The organism is Flavobacterium cutihirudinis, from assembly GCF_003385895.1.
Classification (GTDB): Bacteria; Bacteroidota; Bacteroidia; order Flavobacteriales; family Flavobacteriaceae; genus Flavobacterium; species Flavobacterium cutihirudinis.
The window spans coordinates 1,170,464-1,189,290 of record NZ_QRDQ01000008.1; the positions used below are offsets into that span (position 1 = coordinate 1,170,464).

17 protein-coding genes are annotated in these 18,827 nt (G+C 34.1%); 8 read left to right on the forward strand and 9 right to left on the reverse strand.

Annotated features, from left to right (window positions below; all coding sequences use genetic code 11):
- Positions 1-70 precede the first annotated feature (70 nt).
- From BD847_RS10725 to BD847_RS10750, 6 genes are all read left to right on the forward strand, one after another.
- Positions 71-1,531, forward strand: a complete 1,461-nt coding sequence (locus BD847_RS10725) for a glycoside hydrolase family 30 protein (protein WP_115888242.1) — start codon at positions 71-73, stop codon at positions 1,529-1,531.
- 229 nt (positions 1,532-1,760) lie between these two features.
- A complete protein-coding gene (locus tag BD847_RS10730) occupies positions 1,761-4,025 on the forward strand; it encodes a glycoside hydrolase family 3 N-terminal domain-containing protein (protein ID WP_115888243.1) in 2,265 nt (754 codons plus the stop codon).
- A gap of 54 nt (positions 4,026-4,079) precedes the next feature.
- Entirely contained in the window at positions 4,080-5,825 is a 1,746-nt protein-coding gene (locus BD847_RS10735) for a cellulase family glycosylhydrolase (RefSeq protein ID WP_317125302.1), read from the forward strand.
- Positions 5,826-5,882: 57 nt separating this feature from the next.
- Positions 5,883-6,953 (forward strand): glycoside hydrolase family 16 protein, encoded by a 1,071-nt coding sequence (locus BD847_RS10740; protein ID WP_244201583.1) that lies wholly within the window; start codon positions 5,883-5,885, stop codon positions 6,951-6,953.
- A gap of 72 nt (positions 6,954-7,025) precedes the next feature.
- The gene (locus BD847_RS10745) at positions 7,026-7,865 is read left to right on the forward strand and encodes an endonuclease/exonuclease/phosphatase family protein (protein ID WP_115888246.1); all 840 of its coding nucleotides are present in this window, start codon (positions 7,026-7,028) and stop codon (positions 7,863-7,865) included.
- A gap of 5 nt (positions 7,866-7,870) precedes the next feature.
- Positions 7,871-10,099, forward strand: a complete 2,229-nt coding sequence (locus tag BD847_RS10750) for a glycoside hydrolase family 3 N-terminal domain-containing protein (protein ID WP_115888247.1) — start codon at positions 7,871-7,873, stop codon at positions 10,097-10,099.
- 47 nt (positions 10,100-10,146) lie between these two features.
- On the opposite strand, the gene BD847_RS10755 is transcribed toward BD847_RS10750, so the two are convergent.
- Positions 10,147-10,404, reverse strand: coding sequence for a hypothetical protein (locus BD847_RS10755; protein WP_115888248.1), 258 nt, complete (start codon positions 10,402-10,404; stop codon positions 10,147-10,149).
- Between the two features lie 282 nt (positions 10,405-10,686).
- Here BD847_RS10755 and BD847_RS10760 point away from each other — a divergent pair, with 282 nt between their 5' ends.
- Both BD847_RS10760 and BD847_RS10765 read left to right on the forward strand, forming a co-directional pair.
- Positions 10,687-11,442, forward strand: a complete 756-nt coding sequence (locus BD847_RS10760; protein WP_115888249.1) for an NUDIX hydrolase — start codon at positions 10,687-10,689, stop codon at positions 11,440-11,442.
- Positions 11,443-11,476: 34 nt separating this feature from the next.
- Positions 11,477-11,800 (forward strand): MmcQ/YjbR family DNA-binding protein, encoded by a 324-nt coding sequence (locus BD847_RS10765; protein ID WP_115888250.1) that lies wholly within the window; start codon positions 11,477-11,479, stop codon positions 11,798-11,800.
- Position 11,801: 1 nt separating this feature from the next.
- Here BD847_RS10765 and BD847_RS10770 read toward each other — a convergent pair whose 3' ends face one another.
- From BD847_RS10770 to BD847_RS10805, 8 genes are all read right to left on the reverse strand, one after another.
- On the reverse strand, positions 11,802-12,410 hold the full coding sequence (locus BD847_RS10770; protein ID WP_115888251.1) for an alpha-ketoglutarate-dependent dioxygenase AlkB family protein: 609 nt from the start codon (positions 12,408-12,410) through the stop codon (positions 11,802-11,804).
- Positions 12,397-12,642, reverse strand: a complete 246-nt coding sequence (locus BD847_RS10775) for an Ada metal-binding domain-containing protein (protein WP_115888252.1) — start codon at positions 12,640-12,642, stop codon at positions 12,397-12,399. The genes BD847_RS10770 and BD847_RS10775 overlap by 14 nt, the downstream gene beginning before the upstream one ends.
- A gap of 207 nt (positions 12,643-12,849) precedes the next feature.
- Positions 12,850-13,563, reverse strand: coding sequence for a 2OG-Fe(II) oxygenase (locus BD847_RS10780; protein WP_115888364.1), 714 nt, complete (start codon positions 13,561-13,563; stop codon positions 12,850-12,852).
- Positions 13,564-13,785: 222 nt separating this feature from the next.
- Positions 13,786-14,628: a bifunctional helix-turn-helix domain-containing protein/methylated-DNA--[protein]-cysteine S-methyltransferase gene (locus BD847_RS10785; protein WP_115888253.1), complete on the reverse strand. Its 843-nt coding sequence runs from the start codon at positions 14,626-14,628 to the stop codon at positions 13,786-13,788.
- A gap of 253 nt (positions 14,629-14,881) precedes the next feature.
- Positions 14,882-15,343 (reverse strand): GNAT family N-acetyltransferase, encoded by a 462-nt coding sequence (locus BD847_RS10790; RefSeq protein WP_115888254.1) that lies wholly within the window; start codon positions 15,341-15,343, stop codon positions 14,882-14,884.
- 12 nt (positions 15,344-15,355) lie between these two features.
- The gene (locus BD847_RS10795; RefSeq protein WP_115888255.1) at positions 15,356-15,688 is read right to left on the reverse strand and encodes a DMT family transporter; all 333 of its coding nucleotides are present in this window, start codon (positions 15,686-15,688) and stop codon (positions 15,356-15,358) included.
- Positions 15,689-15,747: 59 nt separating this feature from the next.
- Complete coding sequence (locus BD847_RS10800; RefSeq protein WP_244201584.1) at positions 15,748-15,990, reverse strand: hypothetical protein; 243 nt, start codon at positions 15,988-15,990, stop codon at positions 15,748-15,750.
- 304 nt (positions 15,991-16,294) lie between these two features.
- Positions 16,295-18,613 carry a patatin-like phospholipase family protein gene (locus BD847_RS10805; protein ID WP_115888257.1) on the reverse strand — a complete coding sequence of 773 codons (2,319 nt, stop codon included), beginning with the start codon at positions 18,611-18,613 and terminating at the stop codon, positions 16,295-16,297.
- Between the last annotated feature and the right edge of the window lie 214 nt (positions 18,614-18,827).

Below are 18,827 nucleotides of genomic sequence, written 5' to 3' on the forward strand. Positions count from 1 at the left end.
CTTCTATTGGACTATGAGCTATTCTTAATCAATTATTGCTAAAAAGTTTTAATGATTTAAAGCATATACAATGAAAAAAAATGGCTTTATAATTACTTGTTTATGTTTTTCTGTGGCTGCTTTTTCGCAGCAGAAAAGCCCCAAACAATCGAAAGTATTTACCACAAATAATAAGCAAATCACAGTTTATACGACTGCTGATAATACAAAATTAAGATTAACTCCAACAGATAATTTATCATTTACAGCTTCGCAGCAGCCAGTTGAAACTGAAATTTCTGTTTTTGTTGAGCCATTAAAAAAATTCCAAACTTTCATGGGAATTGGAGGAGCGATAACAGATGCCAGTGCCGAAATTTTTGCAAACCTTTCTAAAGAAAAACAAGCAGAATTTTTAGATGCATATTACGATCAGCAAAAGGGAATTGGCTACACATTATTAAGAACTACTATTCAGAGTTCTGATTTTAGCAGTGGAAGTTATTCTTATATAGAAGAAGGTGATAAGGATCTAAAAACTTTTTCGATTGAACACGACAGGCAATATCGTATTCCGTTAATTAAGCAGGCCATCAAAACAGCAGGCGGAAAATTACTAACTTATGCAACACCTTGGTCTCCAAATGCTTTTATGAAAAGTAATAAAAGTGTTCTTAAAGGAGGAAAATTGTTACCTGAGTTTTATCGGCCATGGGCTAATTTTTATGTAAAGTTCATTAAAGCCTATGAAAAAGAAGGTATTCCAATTTGGGGAACTTCAGTGCAAAATGAACCAATGGCAACACAAACATGGGAATCTTGTTTGTACACGGCAGAAGAAGAAAGAGATTATTTGAAAAATTATCTCGGGCCAACGCTCAAAAAAGAGGGTCTTGGCAGAATAAAAATTATAGCATGGGATCACAATCGTGATTTAATGGTGCAGAGAGCTAATGTTATTTTCTCTGATCCCGAAGCATCAAAATATGTTTGGGGAATGGGTTTTCACTGGTATGAAACCTGGGCTGGAGGACAACCAATGTTTGAAAACGTGGCACGAGTTCATGAAGCGTATCCGGATAAGAAATTAATGTTTACTGAAGGATGTGTAGAAAAATTTGATGCTGCAAAATATCAATTTTGGGCAAATGCCGAACGATACGGAACATCAATGATAAATGATTTTAACAACGGAACCGTTGCCTGGACCGACTGGAATATTCTTTTGGATCAATTTGGCGGACCGAATCATGTTGGCAATTTTTGTTTTGCTCCAATTCATGCAGATACGACAACAGGCGAATTAATCTATACACCGTCGTTTTATTACATTGGTCACTTTTCAAAATTCATTCGTCTGAATGCTGTTCGTGTTAGTACTTCAGTAAGTAGAAGTTATTTGCAAAGTACTTCATTTTTAAATGCAGATGGAAAAATGGCAACTGTAGTAATGAATAATTCGGACAATGAAATAACTTATAATTTGATTGTTGGTACTCAAAAAACAGTGGCTAAAATTCCAGCGCACGCCATTCAGACTTTAGTGTATTAAAAAGTTATAAAAGCATTGAAATTGCCGGCGGGAAATTAGCTTTATAGTTCGCAAAGTCTCCCCAGCTTTTACGACCGTAATGTTATTTTGTACGGCGGCTTTTTTCTGAATTTAATCGGAATTGGTTTTAATGTTCATAAAATAAAAAGATAGAAAAACAGATGACATTGATTATCATTCAGACTCTTGTATTAGAATTTGGATGAAGAAATGCTAAAAAAAATATATAATGAAAAATAAAAAGTTATTAATCTTCACTTTTTTAATTTTTGGAGTAACATGGAGTCAGGATTCTAAAAACAAATCGGTCAATATAGACGCTAAGGTTTCAGAATTGTTGTCTAAAATGACCATTGAAGAAAAAGTAGGTCAGATGACACAAATAACGGTTACGATATTTGAAGATCGTGCAAAACCGGGATATTTTGATGCTGCAAAATTAAAGCAGGGAATCCAGGATTATCATATCGGATCCATTTTAAATGTTCCAAATCCGGGAGCTCCAACATTAAAAAGATGGCAGGAAACTCAAACTGCAATTTCCACTGAAGCAAATAAAACCAGACTTAAAATTCCGATTTTATATGGTATAGATGCTATTCATGGCGCAAGTTATACAGCCGGAGCTACTTTGTTTCCGCAGCAAATTGGTTTGGCAGCAACGTTTAATCCTTCTTTGGTAAAACGTGGAGCCGAAATTTCAGCCTATGAAACCAGAGCTTCATCTATTCCATGGGTTTTTTCACCAGATTTGGATTTTCCAAGAAATCCGGCCTGGTCGAGAATGTGGGAATCTTTTGGAGAAGATGCTTATTTGTCCTCACAAATGGGAGTCGCATTAGTTAGTGGTTATCAGGGAAATAATGTAGGCTCAAAATACAGTGTTGCAGCCTGTATGAAGCATTACATTGGCTATGGAAGTACAACTACAGGAAAAGACAGAACGCCAAGTATTATTCCGGAGCGTATTTTAAGACAATATGATTTGACGATTTATCAGGCAGCAATCAATGCCGGAGCCAAAAGTGTTATGGTAAGTTCTGGTGAAATCAACGGAACACCAGTTCATGCCAGCAAACAATTGATTACTGATATTCTGAAAAAAGAACTTAATTTTCAGGGTGTCGTAGTTACAGACTGGAAGGATATAATTTATTTGTACACCAGACATAAAGTTGCCGAGTCGAATCGTGATGCCGTTCGTATTGCAATTATGGCAGGAATCGATATGAGTATGGTACCGGAAGATTTTACTTTTTATACTGACTTAGTAGATTTGGTTAAAAAAGGAGAAGTTCCAATGTCCAGAATTGATGATGCTGTTACAAGAATTTTGAGAATGAAATTTGAATTGAATTTATTCGAAAATTCGGTAGCAAATTTAAAAGACTATCCAAAATTTGGATCAGCCGAACATATTCAGGAAGCTTACAACGCAGCTGCAGAATCAATAACCTTATTGAAAAACGAAGCTTCGGTTTTGCCTTTAAGTAAAACGGAAAAAATATTGGTTACAGGACCAACTTCAAATAGTATGAAGTATCTTAACGGAGGATGGTCTTATACCTGGCAAGGCGAAAATTCAGATACTTATGCAGCTGAAAAATCTACAATTCTAGAAGCTTTTCAGAATAAATTAGGGAAAGAAAATGTGTTATATGCACAAGGAGCTGATCTTGAAAAAGAGGATGAAGCTGAAATTCAAAAAGCAGTAGAACTGGCAAAAACCGCATCTAAAATTGTTTTGTGTTTAGGCGAAAAAAATTATACAGAAACGCCGGGAGACATCAGTAATTTGTATTTAAGCAGTTCGCAAATCAAATTGGCTTTGGCTCTAGCCAAATTAAATAAACCTATTGTTTTAGTTTTAAACGAAGGAAGACCAAGACTGATAAGTGATTTTGAAAACAAAATGAATGCTGTAGTTCAGTGTTACCTTCCAGGAAATGAAGGTGCTCGTGCTTTAGTAGATATTTTATACGGTGATGTAAATCCAAGTGGAAGGTTGCCTTACAATTATCCAAAATATCCAAATTCTCTTGAAAAGTACAACAGAAAATATACGGAAAGTATTTCTGAAGGAGAACAGAATGACGATGCAAAATATGAAAAAAGTTATTCGCCTCAATTTGAGTTTGGAACAGGATTGTCATATACAACTTTTACTTATTCGAATTTAAAAATCAACAAATCTGAAATTACTACTTCTGAGGAAGTAAATGTTTCTGTTGAAGTTTCAAATTCAGGATTTAAAGCAGGAAAAGAAGCCGTTTTGTTGTACTTAACAGATAATGTAGCCAGTATTACTCCGGAATTTAAAGTGTTGAAAAGATTCGAAAAAATCAGTTTAGAGCCAAACGAAACAAAAACAGTAAAATTCACTTTAAATCAAAAAGACCTGCAATTTGTAAATCAGGACTTAAAATGGATTGCTGAACCAGGAACTTTTACCATTCAAATAGGGAATCTTAAAAAAGATTTTTCACTAAAGTAAAGTGCATCTAAATTTCAGGATGTTGTCTTGATATTTAATTTTTTAAATAATTAAATGATGAAAAAAATAGTTATTGTCATACAGTTTTTGTTCTCGATTACAGCTTTTGGACAAGGATTTCTGCACAGAGAAGGGCAAAAGATTGTTGATGCCAACGGTAATAATGTTATTCTGCGAGGCTTAGGTCTTGGCGGATGGATGGTTCAGGAAGGCTATATGATACAAACACAGCCTTTTGCAAGTCCGCAATATCAAATCAAACAAAGGATTCAGGATTTGATTGGAGAAAAAGGAACTAAAGAATTTTATGCCGCTTACAAAGCAAACGGAATTACAAAACGTGATATAGATTCACTGGCCGCTTGGGGCTTCAATTCAATTCGTCTTCCAATGCATTATAATTTGTACACGTCATCAATTCAGGAAGAAAAAAATGGCGAAATTAGTTGGATCGAGGAAGGTTTCACGATGACAGATAATTTGCTGAAATGGTGTGCCGAAAACAAAATGTACCTAATTCTAGATTTACATGCGGCTCCGGGAGGACAAGGAAATGATGCGGCAATTTCAGATTACGATACTACTAAACCATCACTTTGGGAAAGCGAAGCCAATAAGAAAAAAATGATTGCTTTATGGAAAAAACTCGCTGCACGTTACAGAGATAATTCCTGGATTGGAGCTTACGATATTATTAATGAACCAAATTGGAATTTTACAGGAACTAATAAAAATGGTTGTGACGAAAATTCAAATGGTCCATTAAGAGAATTATTAGTAGCAGTTACCAAAGCGATAAGAGAAGTTGACACCAATCACATCATTGTAATTGAAGGAAATTGCTGGGGAAATAATTACAACGGAATTTTCCCTTTATGGGATGAAAATATGGTGTTAAGTTTTCATAAATATTGGAATTTCAACACGAAAGAATCCATTCAGAAAATGATGGATTACAGAACACAATATAACGTTCCGATTTGGCTTGGAGAAAGTGGAGAAAATTCAAATGTTTGGTTTAAAGAAGCATTATCTTTGGTAGAAAGCAATAATATTGGCTGGGCTTTTTGGCCAATGAAAAAGATTGAAAACATTGCTGGCGTTACATCTGTTACTAAAAATCCGGAATATGATGTTTTATTGAAATATTGGAAAGATGGAGGTAATAAACCAACTCCCGATTTTGCGAAAAAAGCATTGATGAAAATAGCCGATAATTACAAAATGGAAAATGTAACGGTTAAACCGGATGTTATTGATGCCATGTTCCGCCAAGTACAGACAAATGAAACAAAACCATACAAAAAGCATGTAATTCCTGGAAAAATTGCAGCTACAGAATATGATCTGGGAACAAATGGAATTGCTTATTCAGATAAAGATTTCATTAATTACAGAGTAGATACAAATATTCCTGTAGATTGGAACAGAGGAAATGCAATGCGAAATGACGGTGTTGATATTTCACCTTGCAAAGATGCCGGATCAAATGGTTATCAGGTTTCTTTTATTGAAGATGGAGAATGGCTTCAATTTACGGCCAATGTTCTTAAACAAAAAAAATACAAGGTGGCAATTCGTTATTCAAATGAAAATGCGGAAGGGAAACTTTATCTGGAAACAGAAAATGGCGTAAAATCAGAAGAAATTGTACTTCCTGCAACCGGAGGAAATGACAAATGGAAAACAATTTTATTATCAGGAATTACATTAAACGCCGGGACAAATAAAATAAAAGTGGTCTTTGAGAAAGGCGGATTCAATTTGAATTATCTGGATTTCAGTGAAGATAAAAAGTAAAACTAAAAAGAGAATAATTATTTTGACTAACTAATTTAATAACTAATAACAATGAAAATGAATAAATTAATAAACAGATCAAGTTTTTTAACACTTGTATTATTGTTTGTTTTTCAATCGTGTAGTAGCAGTAATGATGCTGCCGATGATACGCCCGTAGTCGTTGTTCCTTCAAATCTTACAGTAAAAGTAGATGTGGTTGGAAAAACTACAGAAAAACCAAATGGCGACGGAAGCGGAAAAATAAACCTGACCATTACCTCAAAAGATGCGACATCTTATACAGTAAAAATCAATAATGAAGTTATAGAACTTAAAACGGGACAACTTGCTTATGAATTTACTCAGCCTGGTAATAAAAATTATAAAATAGAAGTTACTGCGTTTAACGGAATAAAATATGCATACACTTCTTCTAATGTTGATATTTTTGTTGCGCGAAAAATAATCTGGTCAGATGAATTTAATGTTGATGGAGCGCCTGATACTACAAAATGGGATTACAATACAGGAACCGGAGACGGCTGGGGGAATAATGAATTGCAATATTATACCACTCGCCCGGAGAATGTAATTATCCAAAACGGAACTTTGAGAATTAAAGCCATTAAAGAGGAGTATATGGGAAGCCATTATACTTCAACAAGAATGCTTACTAGAGGGAAATTCTCTTTTAAATACGGTAGAGCCGAAGTTCGTGCAAAATTACCTGTAGGTGGTGGTACTTGGCCGGCATTTTGGTTATTAGGAGATAATCTTGATACGGTAGGCTGGCCAGCTTGTGGCGAAATTGATATTTTAGAATCTGTAGGAAACAATCCGGATGTTATTCATTCTTCATTGCATTCCCCTGGTCGTTCAGGAAATACGCCTGATACCAAAACTACAAAAGCAACAAATACAGCAACAGAATTTCATATTTATGCAGCTGAATGGGATGCTGAAAATATTAAATTTTATGTAGATGATAATTTGTTTTACACGTATAAAAATTCGCCAACAACTCCTTTTAATGCGAAGTTTTTTGTGATTTTGAATTTTGCGATGGGAGGAAATTTTGGAGGAGCTGTTGATCCTAATTTCACCAGTGCAGTTTATGAAGTAGATTATGTAAGAGTGTATAATTAACATAATCTTTAAAATATTTTTTTTCCTGAAGACTTTGGAAACATTAGCTTTACGAATCAAAATTTTTTAAACATGAAAAAGATAAATAAAATTGTTTTAGTAGTATGTCTGCTTTTTGTAAGCGCCTCGTTTTTTGGTCAGAATTTAAAAATAATGACTTATAATATCCGTTTGGATGTAGCTTCAGATGGAGAAAATGCCTGGCCAAAGCGGAAAGATTATTTTACTTCTCAAATACAATTTTATAGTCCGGATATTTTCGGTGTTCAGGAGGCTTTGCCTAATCAGGTAATTGATATCTCGAATGCTTTGCCAGCGTATGACAAATTTGGAATTGGAAGAGAAGAAGGAGGTTTGGGCGAAGCTTCTGCTATTTATTATAAAAAAGACCGTTTCAAAGTACAGCAATCCAATACTTTTTGGTTGTCAGAAACGCCAAATCTAGTTTCAAAAGGCTGGGATGGAGCTTGTAACCGAGTATGTACGTATGGACTATTTAAAGATTTAAAAAGTAAAAAAGTATTTTGGGTTTTCAATCTTCATTTGGATCATATTGGAGAAGTTGCAAGAGTAAAAGGTGTAGAATTGGTTCTTTCGAGAATTAAAGAAATCAACGTTAAAAATTATCCTGTTTTTTTAATGGGAGATTTTAACTCAGAGCCTGACACGAAACAAATTATTGAAATAAAAAAACAAATGGATGATACCAAAACGGTTTCTAAAGAAAAACCTTTTGGACCATCGGGAACTTTTAATGCGTTTAAGCATAACGAACCAGTAAACTTAGAGATAGATTATATTTTTATTTCTAAAAATAGCGGCTTAACAGTGCAAAAACATGCAGTTTTAAGTGATTCTAAAGATTTGAAATATCCTTCGGATCATTTACCTGTCTTAATAGAAATTAATTAAAAAAGATGAAATTAATAACCACATTAACCTTGTTGAGCGTATCGTTTTTTGCGGTTGCTCAGCAGGAAAGCATTGACCAGAAAGTAAATAGTTTATTGAAAAAAATGACTATCGAGGAAAAAATAGGTCAGCTTAATCAGTATACGGGCGACAATCAGGCGACGGGTCCAATTACAATAAATACAAACAAACAAGTCGAAATTAAACAAGGTTTAATAGGGTCTATGTTAAACGTTGTCGGAACAAAATACACCAGACAATATCAGGAATTAGCCATGCAGTCCCGTTTAAAAATTCCGTTGTTGTTTGGTCAAGATGTTATTCACGGTTACAAAACAACATTTCCAATTCCGTTAGCCGAGGCGGCGAGCTGGGATTTGGCTACTATAGAATTAGCTGCAAGAGTTGCTGCAACAGAAGCATCTGCAAGTGGTATTCACTGGACATTTGCCCCAATGGTTGATATTGGACGTGATCCTCGTTGGGGACGTGTAATGGAAGGTGCAGGAGAAGATACTTATCTGGGATCAAAAATTGCTTATGCGCGAGTAAAAGGTTTTCAGGGAAATAAATTGGGAGATTTAAACTCTGTTATGGCATGTGTAAAACATTTTGCAGCTTATGGAGCAGGTGTTGGCGGAAGAGATTATAATTCTGTGGATATGAGCGAAAGAATGCTATTCGAAACGTATTTACCTCCTTTTAAAGCCGCTTTGGATGCCGGAGCCGCAACTTTTATGAATTCTTTTAATGATATAAACGGAATCCCGGCAACTGGAAATGCACATTTGCAAAGAGATATCTTAAAAGGCAAATGGAACTTTCAGGGATTCGTAGTTTCTGATTGGGGTTCAATTGGCGAAATGGTAGCACACGGTTACTCAAAAGATCTTAAAGAGGCTGCTTACTCTGCTATTACTGCGGGAAGTGATATGGATATGGAAAGTAATGCATATCGATATAATCTCGCGGCTTTAGTAAAAGAAGGAAGAGTTTCAATTGATCTGGTTGATGATGCTGTGAGACGTATTCTTCGCAAGAAATTTGAATTAGGATTATTTGATGATCCTTATAAATATTCTGATGAAAAACGTGCTGAGAAAGCTTTGAATAATCCAGAGCACAGAAAAGCAGCGCTCGAAATGGCAGAGAAAAGTATTGTTTTATTAAAGAACGAAAAACAAGTTTTGCCACTTTCTAAAAACCTGAAAACTATTGCTTTTATCGGACCAATGGTTAAAGAATATAAAGAAAATATGGGTTTTTGGTCTGTAGAGCTTCCAGAAGTAGATTACAATAAATGGGTAGTTTCGCAATGGGATGGTTTACAGAACAAAGTGGGTAAAAACACCAAATTGCTTTATGCTAAAGGTTGTGAAGTAGACGGCGACAATAAAGATGGTTTTGCCGAAGCAATAGAAACTGCTAGACAAGCCGATGTTGTTATTTTGAGCATTGGAGAAAGACGTGACATGAGCGGTGAAGCAAAAAGCCGAAGCGATCTTCATTTGCCAGGTGTTCAGGAAGATTTGGTGAAAGCAATTCAAGCAACAGGAAAACCGGTTGTAGTTTTGGTAAATGCCGGAAGACCGCTTATTTTCAATTGGACAGCAGATAATGTTCCAGCAATTGTTTATACATGGTGGTTGGGAACTGAGGCTGGAAATGCCATTGCAAATGTTCTTTTCGGAGATTATAATCCGTCAGGAAAACTGCCAATGACTTTCCCTAGAGAAGTAGGACAAATTCCTATTTACTACAATCATTTCAGTACCGGAAGACCTGCAAAAGATGAAGATTCTAAGAATTATGTTTCGGCTTATATCGATTTGAAAAATTCACCTAAATTTCCTTTTGGTTACGGATTGAGTTATACAACTTTTGATTACTCGGATTTGAAATTATCTTCAACTAAAATAAAGAGTAATGAAACCATTAAAGTTTCTTTTCAATTAAAAAATAGCGGAAAAGTAACTGGTGAAGAAGTAGTTCAGTTGTATTTGAAAGATAAATTTGGTTCTGTTGTACGACCAATTTTAGAATTAAAAGATTTTCAAAAAGTGAAATTGAACGCGGGAGAATCAAAAACAATTGAATTTACAATTGATAAAGAAAAATTGTCTTTCTACAATGATAAATTAGAATGGAATGCTGAACCTGGAGATTTTGAAGTAATGATTGGAGCTTCGTCTGCAGATATTAAACTAAAATCAGACTTTGAATTAGTGAAGTAAATAGAGTTTCAACTGAAATTGGCGCTATGGATTTATACGGTTTTGAATTATTTCAAAACCGTATGTATAAAATCCATAGCGCCAATTCCTTTATATGATGCATACAAAGCTTTGTCAAAAGCTTCGCGTTTTGCTTTTTTATCTTTAGCCTCCGTTTCAACAATCATGTCATTGAAAATTTTCTCCTGTTGTTCACTGTATTTTATTGATTCTTCCAGCAAGTATGTTTTCGAAACAAAACCGAAAGAGGTCAAAATCTTAGTTCTGATTTTTTGATTAATATTTTTAAACGGATTAGTACTCATAACGCTTGCATTGACTTTCTGATTTCTGAAGAAACAAACACAATATCAGTGAAGTAATATTCTTTTTTGTTTCTTTTATAACAATATTTTTTAATATGTGTTATTCTGACGCAATGTAATTATTTTTTTTAAATTTGATTTTAAATTTAAGTTAAATTGTGTCTAAAACACTTCTTAATGATTTGGTTTTGGTTTTGAAGACAGTTTACTTTTGTTAAAAGAAGCTGGTTTTGTAAAATTTAAATTAAATTGCAGGAATAAAATTGTTTTAATAGAAGTTAAATGTTGCAAGATATTATAGAAAATAATAAAAAATACCAACCTGGACTTTCGATAGATTGTGTGATTTTTGGTTTTCATGATAATCAGTTAAAAGTTTTATTAATCAAAGTAAAGCATAGTAAAAAGTGGTCTTTGCCGGGCGGATTTATTCCTGTAGATCAGGATATTGACACTGCGGCTGCAACTATTTTAAACCACAGAACAGGAGTTGAAGGCATTTTTTTACGTCAGTTTGCGACATTTGGAAAAACAAAACGTAACGAAAATCATTTCGATAAAGAGACATTAGAAAAACTAAATATTCCTGAAGAAAAGGGAACATGGTTTAACCAGCGTTTCGTTACTATAGGATATTATGCGTTAGTTGATTTTTTGCAGATTGTTCCAGATTCTGCCAATACGCACGATATTGTAGAATGGATTGATCATAAAGAAGTGCCGGAACTTATTTTGGATCATAAAGAAATTCTCGAAAAAGCTTTGGACTGTTTGCGAACAGAATTGAATTTGATGCCGGTTGGTTATACTTTATTGCCTGAGAAATTTACTATTCCGGAACTTCAAAAATTGTATGAAACGATTTTGGATAAAAAACTGGATAGGAGAAATTTTCTTAGAAAAATTACAAATATTGGGATTTTGAAGAAACTCGACGAAAAGAAAAATAATGTTGCCCATAAAGCTCCAAATTTATATTCTTTCGATAAAGACAAATATGAAGAAGTGCTGAAAAATGGTTTGAATCAGGGGTGGTAAAAAGAAATTGTTTTTAATTTAAAAAGCAGAAGTCATGATACATATTGATACTTTTCGAACTTTAGCTTTAGCATTTCCCGATGCAACGGAAGAACCACATTTCGAAAAAACTTCTTTCAGAATTAACAAAAAAATATTTGCCACATTTGATGAGAAGAATAATCGCGCGGTTTTAAAATTAAACGAAATCGATCAATCTGTTTTTTGTGCTTCAAGTGAAATGATTTTTTACCCAATTCCAAATAAATGGGGAAAACAAGGCTGGACAATTGTAGAACTTTCTAAAGTAAGACCAGAAATGTTTGAAGATGCTTTAAAGCTTTCCTATCAAAATGTTGTTTCAAAAAAGAAGAAATAAGTTATCGTACAATAGTTCTAAAAGTCAAATTTACTCTTGGTTTTTGAGTAGTTTTAGTTGGCGGTAATCGATGTAGCCAATTCGTTTGAGTTTCATCTTTCATAACCAATAAACTTCCATGTTCTAAAATTAAAGAAACCGTTTCTTTGGTGTCTTTATGTTTGAAAGCAAATTTGCGTTCCGCACCAAAACTTACTGAACCAATCGCGCCGTTCTTTTTTAAATCTTTCTCTGCATCGCTGTGCCAAGCCATTCCTTCCTCGCCAGTATGATATAAATTCAGAAGACAAGAATTGAAAGTTTCGCCTGTTTTTTCTTCAATAATTGTCTTTAATTCCAGTAATTCTTTTGTCCACGGAAGTGCTTTTTTTGTGGTATTCGAATAGGTGTATTCAAATTCCTGATCACCGTACCAAGCTACTTTTCGTTTGGTTAAAATTAATTTTCCAAAGATGATTGCTTCGTCATTTTTCCATTCGATTGTATTTAAAAGAATGTCACGATAGAAATCAGATTCTGCTCTCGAAAACAATTTTCCGTAATAATTTACAGTTCCGTCTTTCGGAAGCAAATTCGTATTTTCGTTAGTCTCAGGATTAAATAAGTCCATTTTTCCAGTTTAGATATTCGATTTTCATGCAATGTCCGCAAGGTCTGAAACCGTTTTTTTGAGCTTCATCTTCAGATAAAAAGAAAACACGATTTTCACGTTTCATTCTTTTTCCCGAAGAACATTTTAGCGTTCCGTAGATTTTTAATTTTTGGTTTCCACCGAAACAAATTTCCGCATTTTTAATTTTATTTCGGAGATTTGAATCCGAGATTTCAATATGTTTTATCATTTTATTTTATGGATATTTTTTATCGTAGGGACGCAATTCATTGCGTCTAACATCACGTATTTACGCAATTAATTCTTTGTCGACAATTTTGTTTAGATGCAATGAATTGCGTCTAACATTATGTATTTCCGCAAAGAGTCTTTGTCGACAATCTTTGCGTAGACGCAATGAATTGCGTCTCTACGATATACGGTGCGTTGATTTTTTTTACGATAATGCATCATGAAAAATAATTCCCAGCGTGTAACGTTCACCCGAATGAACTTCGCTAACGCCATGTTTCATATTCACACGATAATATCCTTTTGTACCTTTCACCGGTCTGAAATTGGTTGTGAAAACTAAAATATCTCCTTTTTTAGGTTTCAACACAATTGCTTTTGATTGCGCTCTTGGTGTCTGTTGTGTCAATACAAATTCTCCGCCTGTAAAATCTTCATCTGGCTCAGAAAGAAAAAGTACAATTTGAATTGGGAAATAAACATCGCCATATAAATCCTGATGCAAAGTATTGAATCCGCTTTTGCCGTATTTAAGAATTAAAACAGTCGCTTTTAGTTGATTATTGTCGTGACATTGTTTTAATAATTCTTCGTGTTTCTCAGGAAAAAAAGTATTAATATTTAGCGCTTTCATCCATGCATTTGCAATTGGAGCCAGCTTTGGATAAATCGATGAACGTATGTTTTGAATCAAATCTGGAAGTGGATAATTGAAATATTTGTATTCGCCCAAACCAAATCGGTAGCGTTCCATTACGACTGTTTTTCGATATAGATTTGGGTTGTCATAATCGAATTTTAAATCTTCGCATTGTTCGTTATTTAATACATTTGGAATTATTGCAAATCCATTTTCGTGCATAGATTCGTTGATGCTTTCCCAATTTAGAGAAGCAATTTTAGATTGTATAGTTTGCATAAAAATTAAATTATTATCTGGTTTGTTTTCATCGTAGAGACGCAATTCATTGCGTCTAACACCATGTATTTCCGCAAAGAATCTTTGTCGACAATTTTGTTTAGACGCAATTGATTGTATTTTAGACGCAATTGATTGTATTTTAGACGCAATGAATTGCGTCTCTACCCTTATTTGTGTAGAAATATTTTAATCAATAATCAATTGATGACTAAAACTGTTTTAAGGATTTATCTGCGCGCCTTCCCAACCAATTATTGCGGTTTTTCTAGTATTTCCCCACATATAACCACCGAAAATTCCGGAAGATTGAATTACGCGATGACAAGGAATTAGGAACGCAACAGGATTGCTTCCAATCGCTGTTCCAACCGCTCGTGAAGCATTTGGTTTTTGAATTTGATGTGCAATAGTTCCGTAAGTCGAAAGTTGGCCCATCGGAATTTTAAGCAAGGTTTCCCAGACTTTTAATTGGAAATCAGTTCCTTTTAAATGAAGTTTTATTTCAGATAATTTGCTCCAGTCATTTTGGAAAATAAAAAGAGCATTTTGCTGAGCCAAATCTAGTTTTTTAGAGAATTGAGCATTCGGAAATTTGTTTTTTAGATAATCAAATCCAGTTTCTTCTTCTTCGGCGAAAGCCATAAAACAAACACCTTTTTGGGTTGATGCAACAATAATATTCCCAAACGGACTTTCGGCAAAACTGTAATTTATTTCGAGATTTTTTCCGCCATTTTTGTATTCTGCCGGAGTCATTCCTTCGATATTTACAAATAAATCATGAAGTCGACTCGTTCCTGAAAGGCCTGTTTCGAAAGCTGTTTCAGAAATGGTTGCCTGATTTTCTTTGAGTAATTTCTTTGCGTGTTCCAAACTTGTATACTGCAAAAACTTCTTCGGACTTGTGCCTGCCCAATCGCTAAAAAGTCTCTGAAAGTGAAACGGACTTAAATGCACTTTCTCCGCAACCTCATCAAGATTGGGCTGATCTTTAAAATTTGCTTTTATATAATCGATTGCTTCGGCAATGCGATTATAATTAATGGTTTCTTGTGTATTCATTTTTCTTCCATTTTATAAGGCAAAGATCGATTGGTTTTTGCTGGTATAAAATCTGAAACTTGCTGAGTTTTTTTTAACCACAAAGTGCACAAAGGTTTACGCAAAGATCGCAAAGTTTTTAATCTCGCAAAGGCGTAGAGATTTTTTTAATATTGTCATCCTGAGCGAAGTCGAAGGACCGCAAAGTAATTCTACAAAGATTAGCGAACTTAAAAAGTAAAACTTTGCGACTCTGCATCTTTGCGAGATTATATTATAATTCTTTTTCCATCTTATAATTAATTATTTCGATGCCTTTTAATATGTTTTTTTGCTCTGCTTTTACAATAAATCCTTTCTTTAAAAAAAATGGTTTTGCCGTTATGCTTACATCTGAAGTTATAATTTTTGAATGATATTTTTGAGCTTCAATTTCTAATTCTACAAAGATTTTGTTGGCAATTCCTTGTCTTTGAAAATCTTTGTGAATGAAAAAGAAATCAATATAATTTCCGTCTTTTAAAGTTCCGAAACCAACAATTTTGTTTTCGATTATTGCAAGTAAAACAAATTGCTTTTCGATAACGTCAATCCAGCGTTGTGTGTTTTCTGCTCCAGAAATCCATACATTAATCTGATCAGGATTATAATCGTTTTTGCAGACAGATTGAATAGTTTGAACAAACAATTCCTTCATTTCGGCAAGATCTGAGATTGTAGCTTTTCTGAAGTTCATTTTCTTTTTGAATTAATGCGCCACAGTTTTAGAAAAAACATTAATTATAATAACGCCAATTACAATTAAACTCAAACCAATAATAGCTGGCAAATCTGGAATTTCTTTAAAAAAAATAGCACCAATTGCCGTAATTAAAACAATTCCAACACCAGACCAAATAGCATAAGCAAAACCAACAGGAATAGTTCTAATGGCAAAACTTAAAAAATAAAATGCACCGCAATATCCAATAATGGTAATGATACTTGGAATAAGTTTCGTGAATTCTTCAGATTTTTTTAATGCTGAAGTAGCAATGATTTCGAAGATAATGGCAATAAATAGAAATAAAAAATTCTTCATGATTTTCGTTTTTTACAAAGTTAAATCTGTTTTTAAAACCTGTTAAGTTTGTTGATTTATTATCGTAGATGAATTTCTGTTTCGTTATTTTTTACTTCATCAAAACAATCGATGCATAGCATTTTAAAATCGGCTTTGGCTTGAAAAACGTTGGTCCATTCTTCTCCATTATCAAGAAGCCATTGTTCGCATTCTCCGCACCAGGCAATTTGCGGAAGATCTTCTTCGGCCTCTGAATAGTAAAAGCCTACTTTTTCTTTTGAATCTGTTGCCATAGCAATGTGAATACAACTAAAAGTCATTTCTTTTAAACCATGTGTTTCACATAAAACTTTTTCGATAATATTTTTTGATGTTGTGAGATTTCAAATTTAAGCTTAAAATTTCAGGAGTAATTAATAAAAATAGAATATTTAAAGTTCTTGGTCTACGTGTGCGTAAGGGATAGGAGCAGGCTACCGAAGTAGCGCGGATAGCCCGACATTATTTAAGAAAAGGCCTAATGCGCGCAGAGCATATTTGGGCCTTTTTTTAAATAATGGCACGCCCAGATAATTTTAAATTGTAGATTTCTGATTTTAGATTAAAAAATGTTTTTGAAACCAATTATGGATTTAGCGATAATCCTACACTGAAAAATAATCGGACTTTGTCAATATTATTGATCCACGATGCGTCAAAATGAATTGGACCTAAAATGGATTGATAAGAAATTGCAGTTCCTCCTGAAATTACTAGACTGGTATCAATATTGTCATCCCAATTTCCTTTTGGATTAAATGCATGGTCGATATATTCGTCAAAAGTATCAAAACCTACGGTTGCAATATTGAAATGAGGTGTCAGATAAATTTTTCCAATGATGTTTATTTGAGAGCCGAGTCTTAATCCCATGTATTGTGTAACATTGAGTTCGTCTTCGTGAAGACCTGCAAATGAAAAACGATTACTACCAGAACTCGGAATAATGCCGCCTAGGAAATATTTTGAAGCATAACCAAATCCTGAGAAGTCAATTTGGTCTTCTTTAAGTTTGTCCTGAAATATAAAATAAGAATCAAACCCGATGATTCCTGTGATTTTCTTTTTTAAGAGCGCTCTTTTTTCGTAAGTGAAACCAAATTTTGTGTAACCATTTGTTTTGCCGGATATGCTTGTTAAATCGGGATCAGAAAATGATGCATCGAGATCAGTAAGGAAAGATCGTGCAATATTTGCCTTCATAATTGTTCCGTTTGTGGCAAAGAAAACTTTATCCATATCATTATAAGAATAATGCATGTTGAATTCGATATTGTTAAAGCTATAGTTGTTGATACTGACTGCATTAGGATTGTATTCCCGATCGTATTTTGGTTCTAGATTGGTGTAGTGATAGTTTAAGCCAAAACCTAAATAGCTTTTGAGCGAATTTAAATTTCGGTTTACTTCATTGTTCAACTCAAAAGCATTATAAAGTATATTGTCTGATGCTTTTCCGTTTATGTAAATTTCTTGACGAAGAAAAGCTCCATAAGCTTCAGATGACCACCACCATTCTCTGTGTTGCCCAAAATTTTTCTGATAATTGATTCTGGCTTTTGGCTGTTCAGCGATATCCAATGTTACCAGAAGTCGAGAGGCATCGGCAAGGACATTTCTTCCGGTGTAATTAAAAATTATTCCTACACCTCTGTAAGTGTCATAATGTACGGAGGTATTTAATTGGTTTTTGGCACGTTCAAATCCAAATAATGTAATTCCGAGTTTGTTTCCGTCTTTAACAAAATAGCTGTATGTAATTTCATCAAAAAGATTGGTTCCCATTGCTCTGTTAATACCCGCTATTAAATCTTTGGTAGTATATTTTACATGGGTTTTTAGATTTGCTCTACCAACCACTAACGGCATATTCTCAGGACTTATTTTTTTATAAACGATGGTGTCAAGAACAAATTCCTTTGGCATATCTGGCAGCGCGTGAGTTCGTTGCGGAAACCCTTTTAGTTTTTCGGATAAAGCAATTAAAGCCGGAAGATTCTGATTTGTGGCTATTTTACCGTCTTTGTAGATTTCGTCACTATCCGCAAAATCGGCTGTTGAGAAACGTAAGTTGGGTAAATGATCGACTAATATTGTACAACGATCACGATTTGCAGGATTCTTAATATTACTTGGAAACATACTGGTTTGCATCAATATTGTCATAACATTGTTCAGTTTGTCAATTGGTTCCAATCCGCCACCAACGTCACTTCCAATAATAATATCGGCACCCATTTGTTGGGCAACATCAGTCGGGAAATTATTTAGAACTCCGCCATCTACTAAAACCGATTTCTCATAAGGCATGGGTTTGAAGATAGCTGGTAAAGACATACTGGCTCGCATAGCATAAGCTAAACTACCTTTGCTTAGAATAACTTCTTTTCCCTCAACCAAGTCTGTAGCCATCGCTCTAAAAGGTATTGGGAGACTGTCAAAATCTCTAACATTATATACAGGAAAGGTTAATTCAGAAAGATATTCTCTTAGATTTTGATCATTTAAAAGAGAACCAATACTATTAAGTTTTCCGTCTTTTACTCCAATTCCAACCAAATATCTTTGAAATTCTCTTTTTTCTTCGGCACTTACAGATCGTAAGGATTGGCCTCCGCCGAGAAGTTTATCCCAATAAATATTTTTAGTGATTTTTTCGATACTGTCGCCAGAATATCCCATAGCATATAAACCGCCAATGATGCTTCCCATACTGTTTCCAACAATAAGATCTGGAACAATGTGTAAAGAATCCAGTTTTTGTAAAAGCGGAATATGTGCAATTCCTTTTGCGCCACCACCGCTTAGAACTAGAACAACTTTAGGTTTTTTTTCCTGAGAAAAAAGAATGTGCGGAATACACAATAAAAAAAAGAAGACGAGTAAATAAGATGTTTTTTTCAAGTGTACAATGTTTATGTAGTTGAGAAATAGTGACTTATTTTAATTCTTAAAATTAAGCAGTTATTCTTAAAAAATGTGTTTTTTTGAAAGAAATCTTTATTCTGTATAGAAAAAGACATTTTATTTCTTATCTAAAAATAGAAAACCCGACAGGTTTTTAAAACCTGCCGGGTTTGAAATATGTAATTAAAGAAATCTAATCCCGATAGCTATC